Origin of the sequence: Lentzea sp. JNUCC 0626 (genome assembly GCF_043632865.1) — a bacterium.
Taxonomy (GTDB): domain Bacteria; phylum Actinomycetota; class Actinomycetes; order Mycobacteriales; family Pseudonocardiaceae; genus Lentzea.
Genome location: NZ_CP171635.1, coordinates 3,934,414 through 3,961,336, shown reverse-complemented (window position 1 = coordinate 3,961,336; position 26,923 = coordinate 3,934,414). Strand labels below are relative to the sequence as shown.

The following is a 26,923-nucleotide window of genomic DNA, read 5'->3' as shown; positions in this document are numbered from 1 at the left end:
GACAGTTTTCGTCGATCAAGTGAAGTTGCTGGTCAGAGCTTCCACCACAGGGCGGTGTCCGGGGGCAGCAGGAGCAGGCCGTCGCGGACGCCGTAGTAGGACGAGGCGAGCAGCACCGAGCCCGGGTCGGGGAGTTCGACGACCGCCTCGGACAGGTTCACCGCGCAGGCCACACCTTCGCGTTCGAACCACAGGACGTCGGCGGGACCGTCGACCCAGCGGAGGTCCGTGCCGAGGGCCGGGTTCTCGCGGCGGACGCGCAAGGCGGTGCGGTAGAAGGACAACATCGAGTCCTGGTCGCCTGCCTGGGCTTCCACGCTGAGCTTGGCCCAGTCGGCGGGCTGCGGCAGCCACGAGCCGCCGGTGCCGAAGCCCAGTGACGGGCCGGTGGCCGACCACGGGAGCGGGACCCGGCAGCCGTCACGGCCTCGTTCAGTGTGGCCGGAGCGCTCCCACATCGGGTCCTGGAGCACCTCGTCCGGCAGGTCGAGCACTTCGGGCAGGCCCAGTTCCTCGCCCTGGTACAGGTAGACCGAACCCGGCAGCGCCAGCATCAGGGCCAGTGCGGCGCGGGCTCGGCGCACGCCCGTCTCGCCGCCGCCGTAGCGCGTCACGTGCCGTTGCACGTCGTGGTTCGAGAGGACCCAGGTCGTCGGCGCGCCAACGGGTTCGACCGCGGCGAGCGACGAGTCGATGACCGAGCGCAACGCCTCGGACGTCCACTCCGCTGTCAGATAGTGGAAGTTGAACGCCTGGTGCATCTCGTCGGGACGCAGGTACATGGCGGTGCGTTCGGCAGACGGCGTCCATGCCTCCGCCACGAGCACACGGTCGCCCTCGTACGAGTCGATGACCTCACGCCATTCGCGGTGGATCTCGTGCACACCGTCCTGGTCGAAGAACGGCAACGGTTCCGTGCCCAGCAGCTTGAGCTGGTCCGCGTGGCCGATGTCGGGCAGCCCCGGCGCCTTGATCATCCCGTGCGCCACGTCGACCCGGAAGCCGTCGACGCCCAGGTCCAGCCAGAACCGCAGCACGTCGCGGAACTCCGCGCGCACCTCCGGCAGCTCCCAGTTCAGGTCGGGCTGCTCGGGCGCGAACAGGTGCAGGTACCAGGACCCGTCGGCCACGCGCGTCCACGCGGGTCCGCCGAACACCGACTCCCAGTCGTTCGGCGGCTGGTCGCCGACGCCCTCACGGAACATGTAGCGCTCACGGCCGTGTCCGGCCAACGCCTCCTGGAACCACTTGTGCTGATCGGAACTGTGGTTCGGCACGATGTCGACGATCACCCTGATACCGAGCGTGTGTGCGTCATCGACCAACGCGCGCACGTCGTCCAGTCCGCCGAACTGCGGGTCAACGGCGCGATAGTCCGCCACGTCGTACCCGCCGTCGGCCATCGGTGACGCGTAGAACGGCGTGATCCAGACCGCGTCGACGCCCAGGTCGCGCAGGTAGGGCAGGCGTGAGCGGATGCCGGGCAGGTCACCGACGCCGTCGCCGTCGGAGTCGGCGAAGCTGCGCACGTAGACCTGGTAGATGACGGCGTGTCGCCACCAGTTCTGGGACATGTCCATGCCTTCCGATGGGGTGTGTCAGCGGTCCAGGAAAGACGTTGCAAAAGTTTTCCGCAAGTCGGCTTGAGGATTGCTTGAACAGATCGAATATTCCTGCAAACTTTTGCAGCCCCGTTTAATGCGTTGCGAGGCTCCGGTGTCATCCGTCAGAGTGGATCTCGACGAACCGGAGGAAGGAGCCAGCCGTGATGCAGCAACACATGCGCCATCAGCACGACTGGTGCTCCTCGGCATGAGCTGAACCCTCATGACACCCCGGGGAGCCGTCCCGTCGCACCGCAGCGACGAGGCGGCTTTTTTGATGCCCGTTGGTCCAATTGGCACGGACGCCGCGCTCTGGACGCGGAGATCGAGGTTCGAGTCCTCGACGGGCAGCTGTGACCGAAGCCGAAGCAGTCGAGGCGCCAGGTTGTGGTCCTGGTCGAAGCCGGTGCGAGTCCGGTCGGTCACCCCACCGCGCGGGATCCGGCGATCACCCAGGCCTCATAAGCCTGGGGTGCCTGGTTCGACACCAGGACGCGCGACCACGAGGTCGAGGAAGGCGTTGTGCACCAGGCCGTTGGTGGCCAGCACGACGTCCTCCTCGACGACGGTCACCCGGCCGCCCGCCTCCTCGACGAGCACCGGCAGGCACGCCAGGTCGAACTCGTCCAGCCCGGCGCCGGCCGCGATCACCGCGTCGACCTCACCGGTGATCAGCTGCAACACCGACGTGGAGTTGTCCACTACGACGCACTGTTCCAGCACTGGTTTCCTCTTGCCGTGCAAGCACACACGCGCGCCACGAACCATGTCCCGTGTGGACACACGAGCGACTTCTTCCGTCTTATCGCGAAAGACCCGGCAACCCATGTCCCGTCCGGCCGCCATGGTCAGCCCCAGCGACGGCATCGCCGAGACTGCCAAAGCGTTCTCCAGCGCCAGGTCCACCGAGTACGTCGGCCGCCCGGCCACGAAGTCGGCGGTGCCGCTGATCGGGTCCACCAGCCACCGCCGTCCGGAAGTGCCTGGCCGCTCAGGACGTTCCTCACCCACGACACCGTCGTCGGGCACCGCCTTCGCCAGCAACGCGCGCACCAGGTCCTCGACTTCGAGGTCGACCGCCGTCACCACGCTGCCGTCGTCCTTGAACCGCACCTCGTGCTCGCGCCCGAACGCCCGTTCCGCCACTTGTGCCGCCTGGTAGGCGATTCGCAACGCCAGCCGCATGTCGTTCCACATGGGGCGCAAGCCTGGCGTGGGCACTGGAGCGGCTGAACTGATGTAGCGTTGTGCTACATGATCGAGTTCGTGCTCGGCGAGTCCGACCTGGTCGACGTGCGGTTCGCCGTCTCGCCGCTCAGCGAACTGACGCTCAGCCTGCGCGTGCTCAAGGACCCGGCCAAGTACCCGCTGCACCTGGCCTGGCTGCGCCGGATCGGGGACGTCGACACCGAGGTCCTGCTCGCACTGAGCACCGAACGCGGCTGGACGCCCGACTTCCTGAGCCCGCGCCCGAGCACCCCGCTCACCCGGTTCGAGGACGAGTTCGCGGCGTTGAGCGAACTCCCCACCCGCGCCCTGAGACGTGACTTCCGCGCGTTGTTCGGCGAGGTGCCCGCTGTGCTGACCGACCGGCGCCGGATGCTCACCGCGCTGGAGACCTACTGGCACGTCGCGCTGGCACCGCGGTGGGACCGGATGCGCGCGGTGCTCGAAGCCGACATCGCGCACCGAGGCCGCGAGATGGCCCAGCACGGCCTGGCGACGATGCTGTCCGGCATCTCCGACCGGATCACGTTCACCCCGCCCGTCGTCGGCGTGCGGATCGTGGGCGCCGAGCCCCGGCGGGTGGACGGCGGCGGCCACGGACTCACCTTGGTGCCCAGCGTGTTCGCGCGGCGGACGGCGGTGCCCGTCGACCCCGGTGCGCCGCCGTTGCTGATCTACGCGGCCCGGGGTGCCGGCGTCGTGTGGGAGACGGGACGCGTGCGTGGCTCACGGGCAGTTGCCGGCGTTCTCGGGCAGGTACGTGCGGATCTGCTGGCTGAACTCGCGGAACCCTCCTCCTCCACGGACATCGCACGACGCACGGGCGTGACGGTGTCCGCGGTGAATCAGCACCTACGGGCGTTGCGCGACGCCGGGCTGTTGGCCTCGCAACGGCACGGACGGAGCGTTGTGTATGCCCGCACGGAACTCGGCGACGCGCTCGTTTCCCACTGAGTGGAACAGGGAAGTGTGGTGCCGAGTCCTTCGTTCGCAAGGACATGAGCGCCTTCGCGGAGGACTGGCAGACCTGGAAGACGGAGCGGGAGAGGACCCTCGCCGACCCCTACGGGTGGTTGGCGTTGGTCTCGCTGGATTGGCTGGACGCGGCCCCACGCGCTTATGACGGCCTACCGGGCGAGTGGTGGCAAGACGACGACGCGGCGTACTGGCGCGACGGCGGGGAGACCAAGCGGTTCGACCTCGTCCAGAGCGGCGCCGGTACGCGGGTGGTGGCCGGGGACGTCGAGATCGAGATCGCCCGGCGCGGCGGCTACCTGATCCGCGTGCACGACCCCAAGGCTGACGTGTTGAAGCAGTTCAAGGGTGTTCCGGCGTACGAACCACACGAGCAGTGGGTGGTCGAGGGCGCTTACGAGCCGTTCGGCGAGCCCGTGCCCACGACCGTTGGTGCGGTCGTTGAGGGTCTTAGCCACGTGTACGAGGCACCGGGCCGTGTGCGGTTCACGTTCAACGGCACCGAACACACGCTGACGGCGTTCAACGGACGCAACGGCGGGCTGAGCATCCTGTTCACCGACGAGACCAGCGGCGTCACGACCTACGCGGCGAACCGGCAGCTCGCGGCCACCCCGAACGACGGCAAGGTCGTGCTCGACTTCAACCGCGCCACCAACCTGCCGTGCGCGTTCACCGACTTCGCCACCTGCCCGCTGCCGCCCGAGGGCAACCACCTGGCGTTCGGCGTCGAGGCGGGGGAGAAGACGCCGTACGAACGGGCCTAGGCGCTGTCCTGTAAGTCTCGTCGGGCGTCAGTGGCGGCCGAGGGACCCGGAGACGGCACCGCCGCAAAGCCCGAATACGCCCGGTATGAGGGCATTGCGGCGGCACCGTCTCCGGGTCGCTCGCCCGCACCTGCCACCTGACGAACTTGCAGGACAGCGCCTAGAAGAACTCGTCCAGCAACCGGTACCAGGCCAGCACCTCGGGGCGGGGGGTGAGGCCGTAGGCGCGGTCGAACGCGGCTACGGCCTCTTCGCCCAGCTCCCGATGGGCCAGCGCCAGGTCGCGGTGCCGGTCGGACACGCCCAGCCTGGCGACGTCGATCAGCACCGTCGAGCCGTCGTCGCGCAGCAGCACGTTCGGCGGGCAGAAGTCGCCGTGTGCCACCACGAGGTCCTCGTGCTGCGGGGCGGTCGCCACGAGCCGTTCGAACAGTTCTTCCGGCGTGGCACCGAGGTTGTCGTCGTCGAAGTCGTCCGCGTCGACCAAGCCCGCGGCGACGTTGCGTCGAGCCTGGTCCAGCATCACGGGAATCGTCGCGTCGAACGGGCACGAGGTCACCGGCAACGCGTGCAGGTCGCGCAGCACGCGGCCCAGGACGGTCGCGGCGTGGAGCGGGTCCGCTGCCGCCAGCGAAGGGGCGCCCACGTCGGCCAACACGAGCCAGCCGTCGGCGAACGCCCTGATCTCCGGCACCTCGAAGTGCTCGCCCAGCCATCGCAGGCGGTCGTGCTCGTCGGTGCCCGCGCGCTTCACGTAGCTGGAACCCACGTGCCACACGTCGCCGGAGAGGCCCTCGTGGTCGGCGGACCAGACGGCGTCGGGACCGACGGCGTGCAGCACGTGCTCGGGGATGGTCATTCGCAGCCGATGCCGTCCTTGTCGTGGTCCAGGCCGTAGATGTCGGTGCCGATGACCCGGACGGGACCGCTCACGTAGGCGGGGCCGTTCCCGGTGCCGCCCGCGCAGTCCACGTCCGATGCGATCGGCACGCACCCACTGTAGTTCGGGTCGCACGACGGCTTGGGCGCCGGCGGCTGGGGCTGAGGTTGGGGCTGCGGCTGGGGGTTCGGCTGCGGATTGGGCTTCGGCTGGGGCTGAGGGTTCGGCTGGGGGTTCGGCTGAGGCTGAGGCTGGGGCGCTGCCGGGGGAGTGGTGGTCGTCGTCGTAGTTGTCGTGGTCGTCGTCGTGGTGGTGGTCGGCTGCGTTGTGGTCGTGCTTGTCGTTGTGGTGGTGGGGGCGGCCGTGGTGGTGGAGAGCCCAGCTGCCTTGTTCACGTCACGCGGACCCTCGGCGATCACGCCGACGACACCGATCGCGAAGAAGAACGCGAGCAGGCTGGCCGCGCCGATCGCCACCGGCGCCACCCACGACCTGCGTCCCGCCGGCACCGGCACGACGGCGCCTCGCGGCACGTCGCGCGGCATCCGCAGGGAGATCTGGAGCAGGCCGTGGGGGTTGCGGTGCACGAACGCCGTGCAGCCCGTCGCCCCGCCACCGGACTCCACGTGCATCAGCACGGGCGCATACCGTTGCGACATCAGGAAAGTCAGCTCGCCCACCCGGTACCCGTCGAGGCGCACCTCGATGCCGCGCTGCCCCCGGTACTTGCCGGCCGCGATCATGCACCACGTCAGGTTCACGGCGACGTGTCGCGTCACGCCGTCCGGGACGGCGTAGCGGGACAGCACGTCCTGGTGGTGCTGCTCGCCGGTGACGGTCACCGTCACCTCGCCGGGGACCATCACCAGGCCGGCAGCCGAGTTCTCGATCACTGTCGCAACTCCCTCGGGGTGGGTTCGTACGGCCTGACCATCGAAGGCCCACTCCAGGTGTTACCGACCGTGCCGCAAGGCTGCTCCGGACGAGTGAATATCGACTGAAGTCGTCACGTTCGGTCGATCATCACCGATGTAAATCCTTTCCACGCCACCCGGGCTGAGACGCGGAACTTGCGAGAGAGCGCTTCCACGCTACGTTGGGCCAAAGGGCGCAACACCTTCACCCACAGGAGAACCCGATGGCGCTGGACACGCCGTGGCAGGCGTAGTGCGAGCAGGACTACCCGCGAGCGCACGAAGGGCCGAAATTCGTACCGTGTGCTCATGTTGCAGCCGGACCGCGAGACCAGGGTCGAGTGGACGAAGACCGTAACGGCCTTCGTCGAGGATTTCATCGAAGGACTGGAGGCCGCGCCCGCTTCGTCGCCGGGCACGGCCTTCCTCTCCCCACCACCGGCGGAAACACCCGGCGAACTCGCTGAGCTGCTCGCGACGTTCGGCACGGCGGCGAGCCAGGCGGTCGAAACGGCGGGCCCGCGCTACCTCGCGTACTTCCCGTCCGGCGGCCTGTACAGCTCGGTGCTCGCCGAGTTCCTCGCGCAGGCCACCAACCGCTACACCGGTGTCGCCTCGACCGCTCCGGCGTTGGTCGCGTTGGAACACAGCGTGATCCGCTGGATGTGCGACCTGTTCGACCTCCCCGACGGCTCCGGTGGCATCTTCACCACGGGCGCATCCCTGGCCACTCTCTCGGCACTGCACACGGCCAGACAGGATCGCCTAGGCGCCCACGACCCCAACGGCACCATCTACGTCACCGCGCAGACGCACCACTGCGTCGCGAAGGCCGCGCACATCACCGGGTTTGCCCCGGAACGCATCCGGGTCGTGCCCATGGACGCACACCTGCGCATGGACGTCGGCCAGGCCCAAGCGATGATCACAGAGGACCGCGTGAACGGCCTCAAGCCGTTCCTGATCGTCGGCACGGCGGGCGCCACCAGCACGGGCATCGTCGACCCGCTGAACGACATCGCCACCCTCGCCGCGCGAGAAGACCTGTGGTTCCACGCCGACGGCGCGTACGGCGCCGCGTTCCAGCTCACCGACCGCGGCCGCGCGACTCTCGACGGCATCACCAGGGCCGACTCGATCGCCTGGGACCCGCACAAGAGCCTCTTCCTCCCCTTCGGCACGGGCGTCCTGCTGGTCCGCGACGAGGCGAAGCTGCGTGCCGCCCACGTAGCCGACGGCGACTATCTCCAGGACCTCGACCACGGCACCGGGTTACCCGACTACGCCGACCTCGGCCCCGAACTCACCCGCGAGTACCGCGGCCTGCGCGTCTGGCTCCCGCTGCACCTGCACGGCGTCGCCGCGTTCCGCGAGGCCCTGGACGAGAAGCTGGATCTGGCCCGCCACCTCCGCACCGAACTGACGACGATCGACGGCATCGAGGTGCTCCCGTCCGGCCTCACCGTGGTGGTGTTCCGCGGCACCGACAGCGAACGGTTGCTCAAGGACATCAACGGGTCCGGCCGGTTCTTCGTGTCCAGCACCCGGCTCGACGGGAAGTTCACCGTGCGGATGTGCGTGCTGAGCCACCGCACCCACCGCGAGCACGTGGACGAGGTGATCGACCTGGTCAGGCGCTGGCGCGCTTGATCAGCGACGTCGGCAGCAGCAGGGACGGCGGGAGGCCGGTCTCTCCCGCCAGTTCCGCGAGCAGCCGCCACGTCATCGTGCGCCCGAGCTCCTCGACGTCCTGCCGGATCGTCGTGAGCGGGGGCGTCGCGGTCGTCGCGAACACCGAGTCGTCGAACCCGACCACCGCGACGTCCTCCGGCACCCGCTTGCCCCGCGCGTGCAGCACCTGCAACGCCCCGAGCGCCATGATGTCCGCGGCCACGAAGACGGCGTCGAGGTCGGGGTCCTTGCGCAGCAACAGTTCCATGGCCCGCGCGCCGCTCTCCGGGGTGAAGTCGCCGTGCGCGACCAGGCCGGTGGAGAGCTTCGCCTCGCTCAGGCCCCTCTTGAAGCCGCTCAGCCGGTCCGCGCCGACGGCCATGTCCTCGGGCCCGGCGACGGTCGCGATCCGCTTGCGCCCCAACGACGCCAGGTGCCGGGCGGCCTCCAGGGCGCCGCTGAAGTTGTCGGCGTCCACGAACGGGACGGTCGTGCCCAGCGGCCGTCCGCCGGACACCACGGGCAACCCGATCCCGGCCAGCATCGGCACCAGCGGGTCCTCGCCGTGCAACGAGACCAGCAACGCGCCGTCGACGTGCCCGCTGCTCAGGTACGCCACCAGGTCGCCCACGTCGGCGGGCTGCGACATCATCAGCAACAGCTGGATGTGCCGCCCGGCCAGTTCGGCGTGGACGCCGCGCAGGACGCCCGCGAAGAACGGGTCGGACAGGACGCGGCCGGTGGGTTCGGAGACGACCAGGGCGATGGCGTTGGCGCGGTTGCCGGCCAACGCGCGCGCGGCCTGGTTCGGCGAGTAACCGAGCTCCGCGATGGCGGCGTGCACGGCCTCGCGGGCCTTCGCGCTCACGTACTGCTCGTCGTTGATCACGCGCGAGACGGTCGACTTCGACACCCCGGCGACCCGCGCGACCTCTTCGATCCGGGGGCCGGGACGTCGCTTCGCCGTCTCGGTCATGCGGTCATCTTAGGCTGCCTGGCCGGACCATGATCTGTTCAGGGCCATCTGCGTTCTCCCTCCTCGCGGCGAGCCGCGCCGAGTGTGCAAGATCGTGTGCACAAATCGCGCACAGCGCGTCCCGGTTCTGGCACCATGCGTCCCCGAGGAGGGTCAGTGCGGTATCGGCTTCTTGGGCCGCTGCAGATCTGGCGTGGGGGCGTGGAACTGCGGCTGGGCGGGCCCCGGCAAAGGGCTCTGCTGGCAGCGTTGGCACTGCACGCCAACGAGACGGTCAGCTTTGAACATCTGAGCGAGGCGGTGTGGGAGTCCCCACCGGCCGCTCCCGAATCGAACATCCGGACGTACGTCGCGGCGCTGCGCAAGCTCGTGCTGGACGACCTCGTCACCGTTCCCGGCGGGTACCGGCTCAAGGTGCCGGACGCCGAGGTGGACGTCGAGGTCTTCCAACGCAGGTGCGCGGCGGGGGACGAAGCGCTGAAACAGGGAGAACACGCCCAGGCGGTCAGTCACTACGGCGAGGCGCTGGAACTGTGGCGCGGACCGGCGCTCGACGGCCTCACGGTCGGGCCGCGGCTCGAAGCCGAACTCACGCTCCTGCAGGAGCGCCGGCTCACCGTCGCCGAGCAGCACGCGCGGCTCGCGATCGAACTGGGCCAGGGCGAACGGCTGATCGCCGAGCTGCGCCGGCTCACCAAGCAGTTCCCGCTGCGCGAACAGCTGTGGTTGCAGCTCATGCACGCGCTGCACCGCGCGAACCGGCCGGCCGAGGCGTTGCGGACGTTCGAGGACGTCCGCGTGCTGCTGGCCGACCAGCTCGGCACCGATCCCGGCAGCGACCTGCGCGCACTGCACGCGAAGCTGCTCCGGGGCGACGAACCGAGGCCCGCGCTCAACACGCTGCCCCGCGACGTCGCCGACTTCACCGGCCGCACCGCCGAGATCGAACGGCTGACCAGGGCCGTCACCGGCAAGGCGGCGGTCGTGATCTCCGCGATCGACGGCATGCCCGGCGTCGGAAAAACGACCCTGGCCGTCCACTTGGCACACCGGCTGGAGTACCCGGACGGTCAGCTGTTCGTGGACCTGCACGCGCACACGGCGGGACGTGCGCCCGTGGAACCGACAGACGCGCTCGACGTGCTGTTGCGCGCGCTCGGCCTGGAAGAGATCCCGGTCGGCCTCGACGAACGCGCCGCCATGTGGCGGGGCGAGCTGTCCACCCGGCGGTTGCTCGTCGTGCTCGACAACGCGGTGAGCGCCGACCAGGTGCGTCCGCTGCTGCCGGGCGTGCCGGGCTCGTTGGTGCTTGTCACGTCCCGTGCGCGCCTCACGGAACTAGAAGGCACCTCAACGCTCACGCTCGATGTGCTGTCCGAAGAAGAAGCGCTGCAGCTGTTCGCCACGATCGTGGGCGACGAACGCGGCACCGACGACGCGGCCCGCCAGGTCGTGGAGCTCTGCGGACGCCTGCCGCTCGCCGTCCGGCTGGCCGCCGGACGTCTGCGCAGCCGTCCCACGTGGACGACCGCCCACCTCGCGACGCGGCTGCGCGAGGGACGATTATCCGAACTGGACGCGGTCTTCGCGTTGTCGTTCGGCCAGCTCCCCGCCGCACACCAGCGGCTGTTCTGCCTGCTGGGCCTGCACCACGGCACGGACCTCGACGTCCACCAGGCCGCGGCGCTCGGCGACCTCGGCGTGCTGGAGTGCGACGGCATGCTCGAGGACCTCGTCGACGTGCACCTGCTCGAAGCCACCACGGTCGGCCGCTACCGGATGCACGACCTGCTCCGGCAGTACGCGCAGTCCAAGGTGCACGCCACGAGAGAGCCGCTGACCAGGCTGCTCGACCACTTCCTGGACACGGCGAACCAGGCGACGAGGCTGATGTCGCCCGCCGCGCGCAAGTACGAGGTCGACATCAGCTACCGGCCCGAGGGACGGCTGGTGCTGCGCGACTACGACCACGCCGTCGAGTGGCTGGAGACCGAACGTCAGACGCTCGTCGCCGCCGTAGCGCTCTCACTCGACGGTGACTGGCGCACACACACGTGGCAACTCGCGCGCGCGTTGACGTTCTTCTGCATGGTGCGCGGCCACACGCGTGACTGGGCCACGATCAACGAACTCGCGTTGGAAGCGGCGAAGGACGAACCGGTCGCGCTCGCGATCACCACCAAGAACTACGCGATGGTGTTCTGGCAGACCGCGCAGTACCCGAAGGCGATCCACTACAACGAGCGCGCGATCGAGATGCTCCGCGACCTCGGCGACCTGCAGGGCGTCGCGGGCACGTTGAACAACCTGTCGCTGGTCTACCGCACCCTGCAACGCCACACCGAGGCCGCCGAACTGCTCGAACAGGCCATCACGGTGGCGCGGCAACTCGGCGACCGGCACCTCGAGTCGCAGGCCATGAGCAACGTCAGCAACATCTACAGCGCGCTCGGTCGCTACGACGAAGCGTTGCAGGCGTGCACGTCGGCGCTCACGCTCATGCGCGAGATGGGCAGCCGCCGCGACGAGGCCGACACCCAGAGCGCGCTGGGCATGATCCTGCACGCGATGGGACGGCACGCCGAGGCGTTGGACGCGCTGGAGTCCGCACTGCACGCCGTGCGCGCCATCGGTGACGTCACGACGGAGACGGTGGTGCTCAACTACCTCGGCGAGGTGCTGACCGCCGCCGGACGCGCCGGGGAGGCCGTGACCCGGCTGCACGAGGCGCTCGAACTCGCCGAACGGATCGACGACCGGCGTGAGGCCGCGAACGCGCACAAACACCTCGCGCAGGCCGTCGCCGATCCGGCGAAAGCCCAGGAACACCAACGGGAAGCCGACGAGAGGTTCGCCGCACTAGGCACCGACTGAGCGCGGCCCGGCGAGTCCACCGGGCAGCACCGCCCCGCGCGGCAACCCGTCCCGCAGCAACGGCAACAGCCGCGGATGCTTGCTCATGAGCACCGCGGCTGTGCCGTTGCGCTGCTGGATCCGGCGGCAGAAGTGCGGTGACAACGGCACCCCGAGGTACGCCTCCGCGCGCGGCCCGTAGACGACGGACGTGCCGAGGCCGCACCACGCCGCCGCGACCGCCTGACCGGCGGCCCAGATGAACCCCTCGACGTACACCCCGCCGTTGTGGCGGCCCGCCTCGCTGAAGGCGTCGCTGAACGTCACCTGCGGCTGCACGCGCGTCCGGTCGTCGGCGGTCCACCACGAACCGGCGTCGAGCACCAGCCCCTCCACGCTCGCGTGCGCCCACTCCGAGTCGTCCACGAGCGTGCGGAACGGCGCTTCCAGCTCCGTCAACGCCGAAACGAGCTCGTCCACCCGTCCATGGTGCGACGGCCGCGCCGATCCCGCTGTCCGAAGTGGACTCTCAGGCGGAGGCCTGGGCGATCGTGATCTGGACGTTCACCGTCACGCTGCCCGCCACCGCCGTGATGGAGCCGTCGCCCGCCTTGTTGCCCGCCTGCAGGCGCGCCCGGAACGTGATCGACTGGCCCTGCGCGAGCGTCTGACCGCCCTCGCAGGTGACGCTGCCCTTGCCCGCCGGGCAGCCGACCACGCCGACGGACGTCTTGCCCGGCCCGACCGTCTTGATCTTGTCCGGCATGTTCAGCGTCAGCGTCGGCACGGTCGCGGTGCCCGGTCCGTTGTTGGTGATGACGATGTTCATCTCGTTCGCCGGGCCGTCGGTCGTCATCGCGATGGTGCCGGGGCCGGACCCCGACAGCACCGGTGACTGCACCAGCGGGCCGCCCTGCGTGGTCGTCGTGGCGGGGGCGTTGGCCCCGCTCGTGCCCGCGCCCGGTGCGGCGGACCCGGCGGAGGTGCCGGTCGGCGGCGCACCCGAGCTCTGCGACGTGCCGGGCTGGCCCTGCTGGCCGGTCTGCTGAACGCCGTCCGACGCGCTCGTGCCGCCGACCACCGGTGCCGCGCCCTGGATCGTGGTGGTGCTTTCCGACGTGGTGCTGTCCGAGCTCACCACGCCCGAGGCCGCGACCACGACGACCGCCGCTGCCGAGGCGGCGACGCCCAGCCACGACGTGAGACTGATGCCCACGGCCGCACCCTTGCCCGCAGCTGCTGCGGCGGCGAGATACCCAGCGGTGCCCGTGCCGAGCACGATCGGCGCGACCAGGCCGCGCAACGCGCCGTTGACGTCGGACAGTTCGCTGGCGAGTTTGCGGCACTCCGAGCAGGTGTCCATGTGCTCGTCGATGGAGATGGCATCGCGGCCCTTGATGCCACCGCGGGTCCACGCGCCGAGCTTCGTCACCGTGGCCCGGCACTTCTCCGCCGGCTCCTGGTTGACGTGCGCCTGCAGGAACGCCTTGCGCAGCCCCTCGCGCGCACGGAACGCCATCGCGGAAACGCCGTTGGCGGTCAGGCCGAGCAACGGCGCGATCTCGCCGGGCGACTGCCCTTCGATCGCCGTGTGCCACAGGACCGTCTGCCACCGCTCCGGCAACGTCGCGAACGCCGTCGCCGCCAGCGTCTGGTCGAGATCGTCGACGGCCACGTCGCGGAACGGCACGCTGGTCGCCTTGGTGGCGCCGGGAACCTCCTCGACGTCACCGGCCAGTTCGACGCGCTTCTCCTTGCGGGTGCGGTCGTACGCCGCGTGCCGCACCGCCGTCAGCAGGTACGGCCGGAACGACGCCCCTGGCCCGCCTCCCGCGCGCAACGCGGCGAGAACCTTCGCGAACGCCTCCGCGACGAGGTCGTCGGCGTCCGAGGACGACGAGGACAGCTGCATCGCCAGGATGGACGCCGAGCGCACGTGCCGTTCGTAGAGCTTGCCGTACTCCTCGACCTGGCCGTCTCTCACGGCGTCGATCAGGTCGGCATCCGACGGCGGTCGTCCACGCTGCCCGATCAAAGAAAGTCCTCTTAACGTGATGCCCTGTACTGATACGCGGACCCTATCGAGATGTCTCAACCCGAACAATCCACGCATCCGGGCCCGATGCAATGGAGCAGCCTCATCTGAGCGGCAAATTCAGCCGAACACAGGCCGGATGGCCCTAGTGGTTGCACGCACAAGCAGCAGCGTCGGAGCGGTGTACTCGCCTGGTCACCAACAATGCGGAACGTCACCTTCGTTCGCAAAACTAATCGGCTCGCAGGTCATTTTTTGATAACGCCGCAAAAGGAGCAGGTAGCGTTAGGTCAAAAGAACGAGTGGTCGTTCCGGAATGTGAACGGCCCAACCCGTGACCACGACATGAGTAGCCGTACTCATGACAGCGGCGTGGTGACCCAGGACTCTCGGATCATGACTGCTCCCGCGCCCTCGCACACGCCGACGACCGCCGCGTTCTACGTGCAGGCGGTCCTCTCGTTCGGGCTCTCGCTGACCGCCGTCGGCATCGGAGTCGTGTTCCTGCCCGTGGACGGCTGGGTCCGCGCGTTCCTCGGCATCGCCATGCTCTACACCGTGACCTCGGCGTTCACCCTGGCCAAGGTGCTGCGGGACCGGCAGGAGGACACGTACATCACGAGCCGTGTGGACCGCGCGAGACTCGACAAGCTGCTGACCGAGCACGATCCGTACAAGCTCGACGTTGCTTAGTGGTGCCCCTGCCACAGCCGCCACGCGCGCGGGCTCTCCGGTTCGTGGTGGCTGTTGGCCTCTCCGAACCGCAGCCGCACGCGCGCGCCGCCGAGCCGTCCGCGTTCGAGGTGGATCGTGCCGCCGGTGGCCTCCGCGGCCGCGCGCGCGATGTCGAGGCCCAGCCCCGTCGAGCCGCCTCCGCTGCTGCCGCGGTGCAACGCCGAGGACGGGTCGGCCAAGCCCGTGCCGCCGTCCTCCACCACCAACGTCACCCAGCCGGCGTGTCGCACCACCGACACGCCGACCGGTGCGGCGGGCGGGGTGTGCCGGAAGACGTTCTCCAGCAACGTGTCGACCACCGCGCCCAGGGCGTCGGGGGACAGCGGCACCCAGCACGGCTCGCCGACGTCGATCTCGCACACCCTGCCCTGGTCGGCGGCGTGCGCGGACCAGAACACCATCCTGGTCTCGACGACCGCCGCCACGTCGCACTTGCCGGCCACCTCGACCTCGGTCGGCTGCAACGACTGGATGATCCGGTCGACGTCGTGGCCGAGGGTGCCGACCGCGCTGCGGATCCGGTCGGCCACCGCGCCCGACCCGACGGCGTCGGCGTCCAGCCGCAGGGCCGCCAGCGGGGTGCGCAGCCGGTGTGAGACGTCCGCGATCATCTCGCGTTCCTTGGCCAGCAGCAGCGAGGTCCGCGACGACGCCTCGTCGATCGAGTCCGCGAGCTCCTCGAGTTCGCGGGGGCCGCGCAGTCGCACCCGCCGCCCGACCGAGGACTTGAGGTCTCGCAACGCGTGCAGCACGGGCGTGAAAGTCCGGTGCCCCAACCACAGCGCGCCCGCGAGCGACACCCCGGCGAGCACGATCACCAGGAACATCGTGAGGAACGGGAACGCGACCGGGGCGGGCACGACCGAGACCACGGCTCCGTCGACGGAACTCACCGGCTCGCCGCCGCCCGCGCCGAGCCGGGTGCCGTCCGCCAGCACCACGGACAACCGGCCCTCGGCACCGGCGGCGGTGCGGGCGATCGTGCCCCGCACGGCGTCGGCGTCGGACGACACCGCCAGCACCCCGGCGACCACGGCCGCGTCGCGTCGATCGGCCTCGGCGGCGGTCTGAACGCTGTGCGAGTAGGTCAGAAACCCTGCGGTGAGCACGAAAACGACGGCTACCAACCCCGCGCCGAGCAGCAGCGCGCGGGTGATGACAGCCCTCATTCCGGCGCCGCCAGCTTGAACCCGACGCCGCGGACCGTGTGCAGATAACGGGGATGCGCCGCCGTCTCGCCGAGCTTGCGCCGCAACCACGACGCGTGCACGTCGATCGTCTTGTCGTCACCCGCGAACGCGTTGCCCCACACCGCCTGGATCAGCTCACGGCGGGAGATGACGCGCGCCGGCCGTTGCGCGAGGTAGGCGAGCAGGTCGAACTCGCGCCTGCTCAGCGCGAGCACGGCGTCGCCGAGCGTGGCCGTCCGCTGGGCGAGGTCGATGCGCAGGTCACCCAGCTCCACGACCTCCGACACCGTCGCGGCGCCGTTGGTGCGGCGCAGCAGGGCGTTCATCCGCGCGGCCAGGTGCTCGGCCGAGAACGGCTTGATGATGTAGTCGTCCGCGCCCGCGTTCAGCGTGCTGACGACCGACGTCTCGGCACCCCGCGCCGTCGCCACGATGACCGGCACGTTGCTGACCCCGCGCAGCATCCGCAGCGCCGCCACGCCGTCGAGATCGGGCAGCCCGAGGTCGAGGATCACCAGGTCGAGGTCGGAGGTATCGGCCTCCCGCAACGCGGCGACAGCGGTGCTGACGGCCAGCACGACGTGCCCGAGGTCGGTCAGCGCGTGCACGAGCGCTGCTTGGACCACCGGGTCGTCCTCGACCACGAGCACCTTCGACATAGCACGCAGGGTAAGCAGCGAACGCGTCGTTTGGGAGGCTTGGCGCGAGCTTGTCGCGATCGTGTTTCGTCCTCGGATCTTCTTCGGGACGGGCGGGCCTAAGGTCTGCGGACACACCGGAGCAGGGAGTTGGCGTGGCAGAAGTCGTTCTGACGGGGCTGGGCAAGGCCTACGGCGACGGCACCAGAGCCGTCAGCGACCTCGACCTGGAGATCCGCGACGGGGAGTTCCTGGTGCTCGTGGGCCCGTCCGGCTGCGGCAAGACGACGGCGCTGCGGATGATCGCCGGGCTGGAGCAGATCACCGAGGGCACGATCCACATCGGCGATCAGGTCGTCAACGACGTGCCGTCACGTGACCGCGACGTGGCGATGGTGTTCCAGTCGTACGCGCTCTACCCGCACCTCGACGTCTACGACAACATCGCGTTCGGCCTCACGCTGCGCAAGCTCCCGAAAGCCGAGATCGACCACCGCGTGCGCGAGGTCGCGGGCGTGCTCGAACTGACCGAGCACCTGGACCGCAAGCCGCGCAACCTCTCCGGCGGGCAACGGCAGCGCGTCGCGATGGGCCGGGCGATCGTGCGCGCGCCTCAGGTGTTCCTGATGGACGAACCGCTGTCCAACCTGGACGCCAAGCTGCGCGTGCAGATGCGGGCCCAGATCGCCCGCATCCAACGGGAGATCGGTGTGACCACGGTGTACGTCACGCACGACCAGACCGAGGCCATGACTTTGGGCGACCGGGTGGCCGTGATGCGCCGCGGTGTGCTGCAACAGGTCGGGCCGCCCCAGGAGCTCTACGACCGGCCGGTCAACCTGTTCGTCGCCGGGTTCATCGGCTCGCCCGGCATGAACCTGGTGTCCGCGAAGCTCACCGAGGACGCCGACGGCCGGTTGTGGGTCTCGCTCGACTCGGACGCGTTGCTGCTGCCGGAGTTCGTGCTGCGGCAACGTCCCCGGTTGAAGCAGTACGTCGGCCGCGACGTCGTGGTCGGCATCCGGCCGGAGGACATGGAGGACACGGCCCTGGCCGACGCGCGGGAGGGCGAGATCCTTCACTCGATCGCGGACCTGGTCGAGGCCATGGGATCGGACGTGCTCGTGCACTTCCCGGTCGACGCCCCGCCGGTCGTCACCGACGACACCCGGGAGCTGGCGCGGGACGCCGGCACCGGCGACCTGACGTCCGGCGGCAGGGGAACCGTGCTGGTCGGCCGGTTCAGCCCGCGCACCCGCATCTACGAAGGACAACCCGTCGCCGCCTGGGTGGACACGTCCCGGCTGCACTTCTTCGACCTGGCCACCGGGTCCTCCATCTGGAAGTAGGGCTTCGATGAGGATGCAGTGGATCGCGTTGCTCGCCCTGGCCGCCGCCGCGTGCTCCGGGGGTGCGACGGCGACCGGAGGCGACATCTCGGGTCAGACCGTCGAGGTCTTCGGGCCGTGGACCGGGGACGAGCAGAAGAACTTCGAGCAGGTCCTCCAGGCGTTCGCCGACCGGACCGGCGCCGAGGTGAGGTACACACCCGCCGGTGACGAACTGCCGACCCTGGTGCAGACCAGAATCTCCGGGGGCAGACCACCGAACATCGCTCTGGTCGCCCAGCCCGGCCTGGTCGCCCAGTTCGCGAAGGCCGGGTCCCTCAAGCCGCTGGGCGCCGAAGTCGAGAAGGCCATCACCGAGCACAACGCCGGGGTGTGGAAGCGACTCGGCAGCGTCGACGGCACGCTCTACGGCATCACCTTCAAGGCCGCCAACAAGTCCGCGTTCTGGTACAGCGCGAAGGCCTTCCGGCAGGTCGGTGCGACGCCACCCGCCACGTGGGACGACCTGATCACGGTGAGCCAGGCGATCGCCGAGACCGGACTCGCGCCGGTGTCGATCGGCGGCGCGGACGGCTGGACGCTCACCGACTGGTTCGAGAACGTCTACCTGCGCACGGCGGGGCCGGACAACTACGACAAGCTCGCGAAGCACGAGATCCCGTGGACCGACCCGACGGTGAGGAAGGCGTTGGAGGAACTGGCGAAGCTCTGGGGCGACCCGACGCTGATCGCCCCGAGCGCGTTGCAGACCGAGTTCACCAAGTCCGTCATCAACGTCTTCGGCGAGCCTTCGAGCGCCGCGATGGTGTTCGAGGCGGACTTCGTCGCGAGCGTGATCACCACCAACACGCGGGCGAAGGTGGGGGAGGACGCGAAGTTCTTCCCGTTCCCGTCGGTCGCGGGCAGCGAGGACGCCGTGGTCGCCGGTGGTGACATGGCCGTGCAGTTCAAGGACGACGAGGCGACGACCGAGCTGATGAAGTTCCTGGCTTCACCCGAGTCCGGCGAGATCTGGGCCGAGCTCGGCGGGTTCCTCTCGCCCAACAGGAACATTCCGGAAAGCTCCTACCCCGACGAGGTCACGCAGGACCTCGCGCGCCGGATCGTCGACGCGGGCGACAACGTCCGGTTCGACATGTCCGACCTGGCGCCGGCCGCGTTCGGCGGCACGAAGGGCGCGGGGGAGTGGAAGGACCTCCAGGACTTCCTCGCCGACCCGAAGAACGTCGGCGGCATCATGCAACGCCTGGAAGCCAACGCGGCCAAGGCCTACGGCAAATGACGCCCGGAAAGCGGAGTTTCCGCGCGAGCGTGGACGCCGCGCCGGGGCGTTCGCCCCGGCAGGCGATCCCGTTCCTGCTCCCCGCACTGGTGGTGCTCGCGGCGCTGGTGCTGTACCCGCTGATGTTCTCGGTGATCCGCAGCTTCTACGACGCCAGCGGGGACGAGTTCGTCGGCGTGCGCAACTACGTCGACACGTTCACCGACACCCGGACGCTGACGGCGTTCCGCAACAACGTGATCTGGGTCGTGGTCGCCCCGGCGGCCGTCACCGGGCTCGGCCTGATCCTCGCCGTGCTGACCGAACGGATCAGGTGGGCGACGGCGTTCCGGTTGGTGCTGTTCATGCCGATGGCGATCTCGCTGTTCGCCTCCGGGGTCATCTTCCGGTTGGTGTACGAGGAGAATCCGGGAGAGGGCGTCGTGAACGCGGCCGTCGTCGGCGTGCACGACGTCTTCAGCCCGGCCTCGCAGTACCCCGGCGCGCGGCCGCGAGGTGGTTACGCCGCAACGGAAGCCGGGTTCGCGTCCATCCGGCCGGCGCAGGCGGGTGACACGATCTCGGTGCCGCTCATCGGGTATCCGCCGCAGGACGTGCCCGCGCAGGCGTTGCCACCGTCGCCGCCGGCCGCCGGCGAGGGTGAACTGCGCGGGGTGTTGTGGCTCGACGTGTCGCTCGGCGGCAGGGCGGGCACCGTCGACCCGACCGAACGCGGACTGCCCGGCATCACCGTGGAGGCCGTGCGGGACGGGAAGGTCGTGGGCCGCACGACGAGCGGCGACGACGGCCGGTTCACGTTCCCCGACCTCGGCGCGGGGGAGGTGACCGTGCGGCTGGCGAAGGAGAACTTCGCGCTGCCGTTCCGCGGCTTGACCTGGCTGGGTTCGACGCTGATCACCCCGGTGATCATCTCGTCCTGGATCTGGATCATGACGGGCTTCGCGATCACGTTCATCGCGGCGGGGCTCTCGGCGATTCCCCGGGACGCGCTGGAGGCCGCGCGGGTCGATGGCGCGACCGAGTGGCAGGTGTTCCGCCGGGTGACGATTCCTCTGCTGTCACCGGTCCTGCTGGTGGTGTTCGTGACGCTGGTGATCAACGTGTTGAAGATCTTCGAGCTGGTGTTCGTCATCGCGCCGGGATCGGTGCAGGGCGAGGCGAACGTGCTGGCGTTGCAGATGTGGCAGGTGTCGTTCGGCACCGGCGGCGACCAGGGGGCGGGCAGCGCGCTCGCGGTGATCCTGTTCCTGCTGGTGGCGCCGGCGATGCTGTTCAACATCCGCCGATTCCGACGGGAGCGGTCGTGACTGCTGTGACCGACGAGGTCCGCATCGACGTGCCGGTGTCCGGCACGCCGCGCAGAGGTGTGCTGACGAGGCTCGTTTCCCGGCTGGGCAACGGTGTCGTGCAGGTCTTGCTGGCGCTGGTGGCGGTGTTCTGGCTGGTGCCGGTGGTCGGCCTGCTGCTCGCGTCGCTGCGGGACGCGTCGGCGAACACCGCGAGCGGCTGGTGGACCGTCCTCACCAAGCCCGCCGAGCTGACCCTGGCGAACTACGCCGACCTCGTCGCGGACAGGACGGTGTGGCAGTCGTTCCTCAACACCTTCTACATCGCCGTGCCCGCAACGGTTCTGGTCGTGGTGATGGCGTCGCTGGCGTCGTACGCGCTGGCGTGGATCGAGTTCCCGGGCCGCGAGGTGGTGACGGTCGTCGTGGTCGGGCTGCTGGTGATGCCGATTCAGGTCGCGTTGATCCCGGTGGCGAAGCTGTTCGGGGCGGTCGGGTTGTTCGGCACGATCGCGGGCGTGGTGCTGTTCCATGTCGCGTTCGGCCTGCCGTTCGCCATCTTCCTGTTGCGCAACTTCTTCACCGGCATCCCGCGCGACCTGATCGAGGCCGCGCGGATGGACGGCGCGACGGAGTGGGTGATCTTCCAGCGGGTGATCCTGCCGGTGGCCAAGCCGGCGATCGCGTCGCTGACGATCTTCCAGTTCCTCTGGGTGTGGAACGACCTGCTGGTGGCGCTGGTGTTCGCGGACCAGGACTCGGCGCCGATCACGGTGGCGCTGCGGGCGCAGCTCCGCCAGTTCGGCACCAACATCGACATGCTGTCGACGGGCGCGTTCCTGTCGATGATCGTGCCGCTGACGGTGTTCCTGGTGTTCCAGAAGTACTTCGTGCAGGGCGTGCTGGCCGGGTCTACGAAGTAGCGATCGCCTCGAGGTCGCGGGTGGCGTAGCGCAGGTGCTCCCACTCCTCCTCGAAGATCGTGTGCAGGCAGGAGAGGGTCGACTCCTGGCGGCTCGGCTCCCACGGGTTGGCGCGGGGGACGGCCAGGTCGGCTTCGGTGACGGTGGTGAGGAAGTCGCGGACCATCGCCACCCGGTCGGCCCGGGCGTCCAGCACCTCGGCGTAGGGCGGGGTGCCGAACGTGAAGACGGCCATGTCGTAGCCGTCGGTCTCGTACTCGGCGTTCGGCATGCCCAGCGGGTGGTAGGGCTTCTCGACGCCGAGAACGGGCCCGCGCAACCAGGTGTCGGTGGCCATGACCAGGTGCCGGAGAGTCTGGGCGAACGACCACTCGCCGTCGACCGAGACGTCCTGCGCGCCCTCCGGCACCCGTTGCACGGCTGCGGCCCAGGCGGTCTCGACCTTCGCCCACGCCGCGCGCAGCCCGTCCGGGTCCTGCGCGCGGCGTTCGGAACGGCCGGGGAAGCGGCGGTCGAGTTCGGCGTCGACGTACGGCGTGACGTCCACGCCGTTGACGAGGAGCGCGCTCCCACGGTCGAGCAGCCACGGCGCGTCGATGTCCGTGCCGCCGACCTCGACCGCCCGCATGACCACGCCGGAGAAGTTCACGCGGGTGAACCGGGCGCCGCGCAGGCTCACGTCGGTGAAGGCCGCGCCGCGTAGGTCGTCGGGGAGGCTCATGGAGTTCCTTCCGGGATTCAGTCGGAGATGCTGCCCGACAGCCTGGCGGAGTTCGTGCTGCCCGGCGAGCCGCTGCCGCTGGTCTGGGTGAGCAGGCGTCCGGCCGAGACGCCCTTGGCGTGCACGGTGCCGCCGTCGTAGGACATCTCCAGCTTCCACTCGTGCTTGCCGCTCTTCTGCGGGAACTCCAGCGTCTTGTTCCACGGCAACGCCACGTTCTTCTCCTCGGTGGCGGTCCCGTCGACGGTCAGCGTCAGCGTGGTGATCGTGGCCGTGCCCGTCACCTCCAGCACGATCTCGGTCTTCGCGGCTGTGGTCGTGGTCGTGGTGGGCGCAGGGCTCTCCGGTGGCGGTGTGGGAGCGCTGCCGCACGCGCTGATCAGTCCCGTGACGAGCAACGCGCAGACGAACCGTCGACTCATGCGGTCAGCCTGGCAGAACCGGCCCGGTACCGGTCCCGAACGACCGGTGTGGACTGTCCTGACAGGAGCTTCGTTCGGTCCTCAACGGACCGGGTTGCTCCGAACAGTCCTATCACCCCCGCGATGGCGACGTAGGGTGACGTGATCACGCGGTCTGCCTGCGGTTTTCGGTGGGGCATCAATGAAATCGCAACCGCGTGTGACGAGGCGCGCACGAGGAGAAGCATTCGGATGAACATCGAAACGGCGCTCAAAGAGGCGATGACCATCACGGGAGCGGTGGGTGTCGCGCTCGTGGACTACGACAGCGGCATGTCGCTCGGTTCGCTCGGCGGGGGTGACTGGCTGAACCTGGAGGTGGCCGCGGCCGGCAACACCGAGGTCGTCCGGTCCAAGCAGCGGGTGATCTCGGCGCTCGACCTGAACGACGAGATCGAGGACATCCTCATCACGTTGCACCGCCAGTACCACCTGATCCGCCTGCTCACCGGGGGCAAGCGCGGCAACTCCCTGTTCCTCTACCTCGTCCTGGACCGCGAGCGCGCGAACCTCGCACTGGCCAGGCACAGTCTCAAGGCCATCGAAGCCGACCTGACGGTGTGACCGCGATGTCCACCCAGGCAGCGCAGAACTCCGGCGCGCTGCCCCTGCGCAGGCGCGGTGCGGCACAGCCGGCACCGGCGATCGCGCGGCAGGGAGCAGGCCACAACGCCAGGAGGATGACCGAGGCGCTCAAGACGATCCAGGACGACATCGACACCGCCTCGATCAACGGGGTGCTGGTCGCGACGCGGGACGGCCTGGTGCTGTGCGGGATCACGCGCGACATCGAGGACGACGGCGTGGCCGCGATGGCCGCCGCGGCCGCGGGACTCGCGACCCAGTTCACCTCGCAGGCCAGGGTCGGCAGTCCCCGCGCCGTGTTCTTCGAGGGGGAGTCCGGCCAGGTAGGCGTGTTCGGCGTCGACGAGGACACGTTGCTGGTCGTGCTCGGCGAACGGGACACCACGATGGGCATGTTCAACGTCCGCGCCAAGCAGGCACTCGCCCTGTTGCAGGAGACGCTCACGAAGTCGTGAGGCAACGGCCGGTCGCTCCTTCGAGGCGACCGGCCTTCCTCACACGACCGTCAGGACGCGCGGGTGTCGGTGCCGTGGGCGAACGCGGCGGAACTCTCGTCGTGGCGCGGCTGTCGCTGGGCCTGCAGGACGGGCAGGCTGCGGCTGAGGTCGTCGATCAGGAGGTCGGCGAGGTCGTGGGTGAACCCGTTGCGCACGACGATCCGGAGCACGGCCAGGTCCTCGCGGTGGGCGGGGAAGGTGTAGGCGGGGACGAGCCAGCCGCGTTCCCGCAAGGCGGCCGAGACGTCGAACACGGAGAACCGGGTCTCGTCGTCGGCGACCGTGAAGGCGAAGACGGGAAGCTGGTCCCCTCTGGTGAGCAGCCGGAACGGGCCGAGCGCGGCGATGCGGTCGGCGAGGCTCGTCGCGACGTCCCGGCTGTAGTTCTGGACGCGGGTGTAGCCGTCGACCCCGAGCCGCAGGAACGAGTAGTACTGGGCGGCCACCTGGGCGCCGGGGCGGGAGAAGTTGAGGGCGAACGTGGGCATGTCGCCGCCGAGGTAGTTGACGTGGAAGACGAGGTCCTCCGGCAGCGCGGCGGCGTTGCGCCAGAGCACCCAGCCGACGCCGGGGTAGACGAGCCCGTACTTGTGGCCGGAGGTGTTGATCGAAGCGACGCGCGGCAGCCGGAAGTCCCACTCCAGTCCGGGGTCGCAGAACGGTGCGATCATCGCGCCGGAAGCGCCGTCGACGTGCACCGGGATGTCCCAGCCGCGTTCGGATCGCAGTGCGTCCAGCACCGCGCAGATCTCGGCGACGGGTTCGTAGCTGCCGTCGAAGGTCGACCCGAGGACGGCGACCACGCCGATGGTGTTCTCGTCGCAGTGCTCGGCGACCTGGTCCGCGGTGAGGTGGAACCGGTCGCCCTCCATCGGCACCAGCCGGCACTCGACGTCCCAGTAGTTCGCGAACTTCTCCCAGCAGACCTGGACGTTGACGCCCATGACCAGGTTCGGCCGGTCGGTGGGCAGCGAGGCCGCGCGGCGCCGGTGTTGCCAGCGGCGTTTCAGCGCGAGGCCGGCGAGCATGCACGCCTCGCTGGACCCCGTGGTGGAACAACCGGTCGGCTGGTCCGCGTCGGGCGCGTGCCAGAGCGCGGCGAGCATGCGCACGCACCGCTGTTCCAGCTCGGCGGTCCGCGGGTACTCGTCCTTGTCGATCATGTTCTTGTCGGCGCAGTCGGCCATCAGCCTCGCGGCCTGGGGCTCCATCCACGTGGTCACGAAGGTGGCCAGGTTGAGCCGGGAGTTGCCGTCGAGCATCAGTTCGTCGTGCACCACCTGGTAGGCGGTGTCCGCGTCCAGTTCACCCAGGGGCATCCGGTCGCGGGGGATGCCCCCGGGCTCGCGGAGGAACACGGGGTTCGCCTCGACGTGGCCCCTGGTGTGGCGGCGCGGGTCGGACGGATGTGTGAGCGGCACACCCCCATTCTCGCGGTCCGCGGCGATCTCGCCACCGGACCCGCGGGTCAGCCGTCCAGATCGGACAGATCCAGCACGAAGCGGTAGCGCACGTCGTTGCGCGCCAGCCGTTCCAGTGCGGTGCCGACCTCGCGGGACGGCAGCACCTCGACGTCCGCCGTGATGCCGTGCTCGCCGCAGAACTCCAGCATCGCCGCGGTCTGCGCTCGTCCGCCGCTGCCGGACGAACTGAGCTTCTTCCTGCCCGGCAACAGGTCCATCACGTCCACGGTGACGGTGCCGAGGTCGCCGACGTGGCTGAGCGTGCCGTCCACGGCCACGACCCCGAGGTACGGCTTGAGGTCGTGCGGCACGGCGATGGTGTCGATCAGCACGTCGAACCGGTGTGCCGCGGCGGAGAGTTGCTGTTCGTCCGTCGTCACCAGCAGGTCGACGGCACCGAGCTTCCGCGTGTCCGCCGCCTTGTCCGGCGTGCGGCTGAGCACCGTCACCTCGGCGCCGAGCGCGACGGCGAACTTGACGGCCAGGTGTCCGAGCCCGCCCAGGCCCGCCACCGCGACCCGTGTGCCGGCGCCGACGTTCAACGCGCGCAACGGTTCCCACACCGTGATGCCCGCGCACAGCAACGGCGCGGCGGCCGCCGGGTCCAGGCCCAAGGGCAGCGGGTAGGCGAAGTCCTCACGCACCACGTACTCCCGGGAGTAGCCGCCGAGGGTCGTCGTGCCGTCGTGGCGGTCGGTGCCGCCGTAGGTGAGGGTCGGGAACTCGGCGCAGTAGTTCTCCTGATCTCCCAAGCACATCACGCACTTGCCGCACGAGTCGACGATGTTGCCTACCGCCACGGGATCTCCGGCGGCGAACCGCGTGACGGCGGGGCCGACCTCCGTGACGACGCCGGTGAACTCGTGGCCGGGGACCAGCGGGCCGCCGTCGTGGGCGTTGAGGGCGTGCAGGTCGGTGTGGCAGACGCCGCAGAAGTCCACCCGCACCGCGACGTCGTCCGGGCGCAGGTCGCGGCGTTCGATCGGGGTCGGGCGCAGGCCGTCACGGGTGGCCTGCCAGCCGGTGGTGGTGCGCATCGCTCTCCCAAACAGAACAGTCGGTTTGTTTCGTTCGACGGTACTCCGATCTCCGGGCAAAGCAAACCGACTGTTCTGTTGCTAGGGTCGCGCGCATGGCCGAGAAGCCCCTGACCGCGCGCGGAGCCGCGACGTGGGACCGCATCATCGAGGCGGCGACCGACGAGTTCGCCCGCCACGGCATCGCGGGTGCCCGCATCGAACGCGTCGTGGAGACGGCCCGCACCAACAAGGCCCAGCTCTACGCGTACTTCGGCAGCAAGGAAGGTCTGTTCGACGAGATCTTCTTCGCGTCGCTGGAACGGATCATGACGGTCGTCCCGATCGACGCGACCGACCTCGCGGACTGGGCGGTCCGGCTCTACGACGAGTACCTGCGTCGCCCGGACCTCATCCGGCTCGCCACCTGGACCCGTCTCGAACGCCGCCCGGCGGGGTACCTCGTCGCGGACGGCGACCGGATGGACGCGACCAAGCTGAGCGCCATCGCCGACGCGCAGGCAGCCGGTCTGGTTCGGCCCGGCGATCCATTCGATTTGATGGCAATGGTTATTGCGATGTCGATGGCGTGGTCGCCGGTCAGCAACGTCTACGCCGCGACCGCCGACGAGCCCGGCGAGGTGCATGACCAGCGGCGCGCGTTGCTGCGTGAGAGCGTGCACAGGGTCATCGCTCCCTGAGCGAACCTCCTGTTCAGACGGTGGGGGCGCAGGTTCCAAAATCCCGGTAACAATTTGATTGAGCCGATGAAGCCTCACGTACGTACTCCCGGTCATGCGCCGCTTGAACGAGGAGTCCGTATGACGCACCGCGTGACGGACAGACGGAAGTTTCGCCTGATCGCATCGTTGTCT

General features: G+C 69.5%; 25 protein-coding genes and 3 tRNA genes. 15 read left to right on the top strand and 13 right to left on the bottom strand.

Annotated elements, in window-relative coordinates; translation table 11 throughout:
* Nucleotides 1–32 precede the first annotated feature (32 nt).
* Nucleotides 33–1,574 carry a glycoside hydrolase family 13 protein gene (locus tag JNUCC0626_RS16820; protein ID WP_394622046.1) on the bottom strand — a complete coding sequence of 514 codons (1,542 nt, stop codon included), beginning with the start codon at nucleotides 1,572–1,574 and terminating at the stop codon, nucleotides 33–35.
* A gap of 308 nt (nucleotides 1,575–1,882) precedes the next feature.
* Between JNUCC0626_RS16820 and JNUCC0626_RS16815 the strand changes: the two genes are divergently transcribed.
* From JNUCC0626_RS16815 to JNUCC0626_RS16805, 3 genes are all read left to right on the top strand, one after another.
* Nucleotides 1,883–1,955, top strand: a tRNA-Gln gene (locus JNUCC0626_RS16815).
* Between the two features lie 2 nt (nucleotides 1,956–1,957).
* A tRNA-His gene (locus JNUCC0626_RS16810) sits at nucleotides 1,958–2,034 on the top strand.
* A 1-nt stretch (nucleotide 2,035) separates the two neighbouring features.
* Nucleotides 2,036–2,107: transfer RNA gene (locus JNUCC0626_RS16805), tRNA-Ile, on the top strand.
* Here the strand turns inward: JNUCC0626_RS16805 and JNUCC0626_RS16800 are convergent.
* Entirely contained in the window at nucleotides 2,064–2,789 is a 726-nt protein-coding gene (locus tag JNUCC0626_RS16800) for an inositol monophosphatase family protein (RefSeq protein ID WP_394622045.1), read from the bottom strand. The genes JNUCC0626_RS16805 and JNUCC0626_RS16800 overlap by 44 nt on opposite strands.
* A 69-nt stretch (nucleotides 2,790–2,858) precedes the next feature.
* Between JNUCC0626_RS16800 and JNUCC0626_RS16795 the strand changes: the two genes are divergently transcribed.
* Both JNUCC0626_RS16795 and JNUCC0626_RS16790 read left to right on the top strand, forming a co-directional pair.
* The gene (locus tag JNUCC0626_RS16795; protein WP_394620701.1) at nucleotides 2,859–3,785 is read left to right on the top strand and encodes an ArsR/SmtB family transcription factor; all 927 of its coding nucleotides are present in this window, start codon (nucleotides 2,859–2,861) and stop codon (nucleotides 3,783–3,785) included.
* A gap of 44 nt (nucleotides 3,786–3,829) precedes the next feature.
* On the top strand, nucleotides 3,830–4,573 hold the full coding sequence (locus JNUCC0626_RS16790; protein ID WP_394620700.1) for a DUF1684 domain-containing protein: 744 nt from the start codon (nucleotides 3,830–3,832) through the stop codon (nucleotides 4,571–4,573).
* 160 nt (nucleotides 4,574–4,733) lie between these two features.
* Here JNUCC0626_RS16790 and JNUCC0626_RS16785 read toward each other — a convergent pair whose 3' ends face one another.
* A complete protein-coding gene (locus JNUCC0626_RS16785) occupies nucleotides 4,734–5,432 on the bottom strand; it encodes an aminoglycoside 3'-phosphotransferase (RefSeq protein WP_394620699.1) in 699 nt (232 codons plus the stop codon).
* A complete protein-coding gene (locus JNUCC0626_RS16780) occupies nucleotides 5,429–6,346 on the bottom strand; it encodes a hypothetical protein (protein ID WP_394620698.1) in 918 nt (305 codons plus the stop codon). Before JNUCC0626_RS16780 ends, JNUCC0626_RS16785 begins: the two co-directional genes overlap by 4 nt.
* 330 nt (nucleotides 6,347–6,676) lie before the next feature.
* On the opposite strand from JNUCC0626_RS16780, the gene JNUCC0626_RS16775 reads away from it, so the two are divergent.
* Nucleotides 6,677–8,017: a pyridoxal phosphate-dependent decarboxylase family protein gene (locus JNUCC0626_RS16775; RefSeq protein WP_394620697.1), complete on the top strand. Its 1,341-nt coding sequence runs from the start codon at nucleotides 6,677–6,679 to the stop codon at nucleotides 8,015–8,017.
* Here the strand turns inward: JNUCC0626_RS16775 and JNUCC0626_RS16770 are convergent.
* Nucleotides 7,998–9,014: a LacI family DNA-binding transcriptional regulator gene (locus JNUCC0626_RS16770; protein WP_394620696.1), complete on the bottom strand. Its 1,017-nt coding sequence runs from the start codon at nucleotides 9,012–9,014 to the stop codon at nucleotides 7,998–8,000. The two genes, JNUCC0626_RS16775 and JNUCC0626_RS16770, sit on opposite strands and share 20 nt — an antisense overlap.
* A gap of 201 nt (nucleotides 9,015–9,215) precedes the next feature.
* Between JNUCC0626_RS16770 and JNUCC0626_RS16765 the strand changes: the two genes are divergently transcribed.
* Nucleotides 9,216–11,888 carry an AfsR/SARP family transcriptional regulator gene (locus JNUCC0626_RS16765; protein ID WP_394620695.1) on the top strand — a complete coding sequence of 891 codons (2,673 nt, stop codon included), beginning with the start codon at nucleotides 9,216–9,218 and terminating at the stop codon, nucleotides 11,886–11,888.
* Here the strand turns inward: JNUCC0626_RS16765 and JNUCC0626_RS16760 are convergent.
* Nucleotides 11,874–12,347, bottom strand: a complete 474-nt coding sequence (locus JNUCC0626_RS16760; RefSeq protein WP_394620694.1) for a hypothetical protein — start codon at nucleotides 12,345–12,347, stop codon at nucleotides 11,874–11,876. The genes JNUCC0626_RS16765 and JNUCC0626_RS16760 overlap by 15 nt on opposite strands.
* Nucleotides 12,348–12,396: 49 nt before the next feature.
* Nucleotides 12,397–13,902: a sigma-70 family RNA polymerase sigma factor gene (locus tag JNUCC0626_RS16755; RefSeq protein ID WP_394620693.1), complete on the bottom strand. Its 1,506-nt coding sequence runs from the start codon at nucleotides 13,900–13,902 to the stop codon at nucleotides 12,397–12,399.
* 396 nt (nucleotides 13,903–14,298) lie between these two features.
* Between JNUCC0626_RS16755 and JNUCC0626_RS16750 the strand changes: the two genes are divergently transcribed.
* Complete coding sequence (locus JNUCC0626_RS16750; RefSeq protein WP_394620692.1) at nucleotides 14,299–14,595, top strand: YiaA/YiaB family inner membrane protein; 297 nt, start codon at nucleotides 14,299–14,301, stop codon at nucleotides 14,593–14,595.
* Here the strand turns inward: JNUCC0626_RS16750 and JNUCC0626_RS16745 are convergent.
* Nucleotides 14,592–15,806, bottom strand: coding sequence for a sensor histidine kinase (locus JNUCC0626_RS16745; protein WP_394620691.1), 1,215 nt, complete (start codon nucleotides 15,804–15,806; stop codon nucleotides 14,592–14,594). The two genes, JNUCC0626_RS16750 and JNUCC0626_RS16745, sit on opposite strands and share 4 nt — an antisense overlap.
* The gene (locus JNUCC0626_RS16740; protein ID WP_394620690.1) at nucleotides 15,803–16,486 is read right to left on the bottom strand and encodes a response regulator transcription factor; all 684 of its coding nucleotides are present in this window, start codon (nucleotides 16,484–16,486) and stop codon (nucleotides 15,803–15,805) included. The genes JNUCC0626_RS16745 and JNUCC0626_RS16740 overlap by 4 nt, the downstream gene beginning before the upstream one ends.
* 134 nt (nucleotides 16,487–16,620) lie before the next feature.
* Between JNUCC0626_RS16740 and JNUCC0626_RS16735 the strand changes: the two genes are divergently transcribed.
* From JNUCC0626_RS16735 to JNUCC0626_RS16720, 4 genes are read left to right on the top strand one after another with little or no spacing between them, the layout of a single operon-like run.
* The gene (locus JNUCC0626_RS16735; protein WP_394620689.1) at nucleotides 16,621–17,814 is read left to right on the top strand and encodes an ABC transporter ATP-binding protein; all 1,194 of its coding nucleotides are present in this window, start codon (nucleotides 16,621–16,623) and stop codon (nucleotides 17,812–17,814) included.
* Nucleotides 17,815–17,821: 7 nt separating this feature from the next.
* On the top strand, nucleotides 17,822–19,096 hold the full coding sequence (locus JNUCC0626_RS16730; protein ID WP_394620688.1) for an ABC transporter substrate-binding protein: 1,275 nt from the start codon (nucleotides 17,822–17,824) through the stop codon (nucleotides 19,094–19,096).
* On the top strand, nucleotides 19,093–20,403 hold the full coding sequence (locus JNUCC0626_RS16725) for an ABC transporter permease subunit (RefSeq protein WP_394620687.1): 1,311 nt from the start codon (nucleotides 19,093–19,095) through the stop codon (nucleotides 20,401–20,403). The genes JNUCC0626_RS16730 and JNUCC0626_RS16725 overlap by 4 nt, the downstream gene beginning before the upstream one ends.
* Entirely contained in the window at nucleotides 20,400–21,305 is a 906-nt protein-coding gene (locus tag JNUCC0626_RS16720) for a carbohydrate ABC transporter permease (protein WP_394620686.1), read from the top strand. Before JNUCC0626_RS16725 ends, JNUCC0626_RS16720 begins: the two co-directional genes overlap by 4 nt.
* On the opposite strand, the gene JNUCC0626_RS16715 is transcribed toward JNUCC0626_RS16720, so the two are convergent.
* Together JNUCC0626_RS16715 and JNUCC0626_RS16710 are read right to left on the bottom strand one after the other, a co-directional pair.
* Complete coding sequence (locus JNUCC0626_RS16715; RefSeq protein WP_394620685.1) at nucleotides 21,295–22,026, bottom strand: DinB family protein; 732 nt, start codon at nucleotides 22,024–22,026, stop codon at nucleotides 21,295–21,297. The two genes, JNUCC0626_RS16720 and JNUCC0626_RS16715, sit on opposite strands and share 11 nt — an antisense overlap.
* Before the next feature lie 17 nt (nucleotides 22,027–22,043).
* Nucleotides 22,044–22,448 carry a hypothetical protein gene (locus tag JNUCC0626_RS16710; RefSeq protein WP_394620684.1) on the bottom strand — a complete coding sequence of 135 codons (405 nt, stop codon included), beginning with the start codon at nucleotides 22,446–22,448 and terminating at the stop codon, nucleotides 22,044–22,046.
* A 231-nt stretch (nucleotides 22,449–22,679) separates the two neighbouring features.
* Here JNUCC0626_RS16710 and JNUCC0626_RS16705 point away from each other — a divergent pair, with 231 nt between their 5' ends.
* Nucleotides 22,680–23,051 (top strand): hypothetical protein, encoded by a 372-nt coding sequence (locus JNUCC0626_RS16705; RefSeq protein WP_394620683.1) that lies wholly within the window; start codon nucleotides 22,680–22,682, stop codon nucleotides 23,049–23,051.
* Nucleotides 23,052–23,056: 5 nt separating this feature from the next.
* Nucleotides 23,057–23,527 carry a roadblock/LC7 domain-containing protein gene (locus JNUCC0626_RS16700; RefSeq protein ID WP_394620682.1) on the top strand — a complete coding sequence of 157 codons (471 nt, stop codon included), beginning with the start codon at nucleotides 23,057–23,059 and terminating at the stop codon, nucleotides 23,525–23,527.
* Between the two features lie 50 nt (nucleotides 23,528–23,577).
* Here JNUCC0626_RS16700 and JNUCC0626_RS16695 read toward each other — a convergent pair whose 3' ends face one another.
* Both JNUCC0626_RS16695 and JNUCC0626_RS16690 read right to left on the bottom strand, forming a co-directional pair.
* A complete protein-coding gene (locus JNUCC0626_RS16695) occupies nucleotides 23,578–24,990 on the bottom strand; it encodes a glutamate decarboxylase (RefSeq protein WP_394620681.1) in 1,413 nt (470 codons plus the stop codon).
* A 47-nt stretch (nucleotides 24,991–25,037) separates the two neighbouring features.
* Entirely contained in the window at nucleotides 25,038–26,069 is a 1,032-nt protein-coding gene (locus JNUCC0626_RS16690) for an NAD(P)-dependent alcohol dehydrogenase (RefSeq protein ID WP_394620680.1), read from the bottom strand.
* 95 nt (nucleotides 26,070–26,164) lie between these two features.
* Here JNUCC0626_RS16690 and JNUCC0626_RS16685 point away from each other — a divergent pair, with 95 nt between their 5' ends.
* Entirely contained in the window at nucleotides 26,165–26,749 is a 585-nt protein-coding gene (locus tag JNUCC0626_RS16685) for a TetR family transcriptional regulator (protein ID WP_394620679.1), read from the top strand.
* Nucleotides 26,750–26,923: the final 174 nt, after the last annotated feature.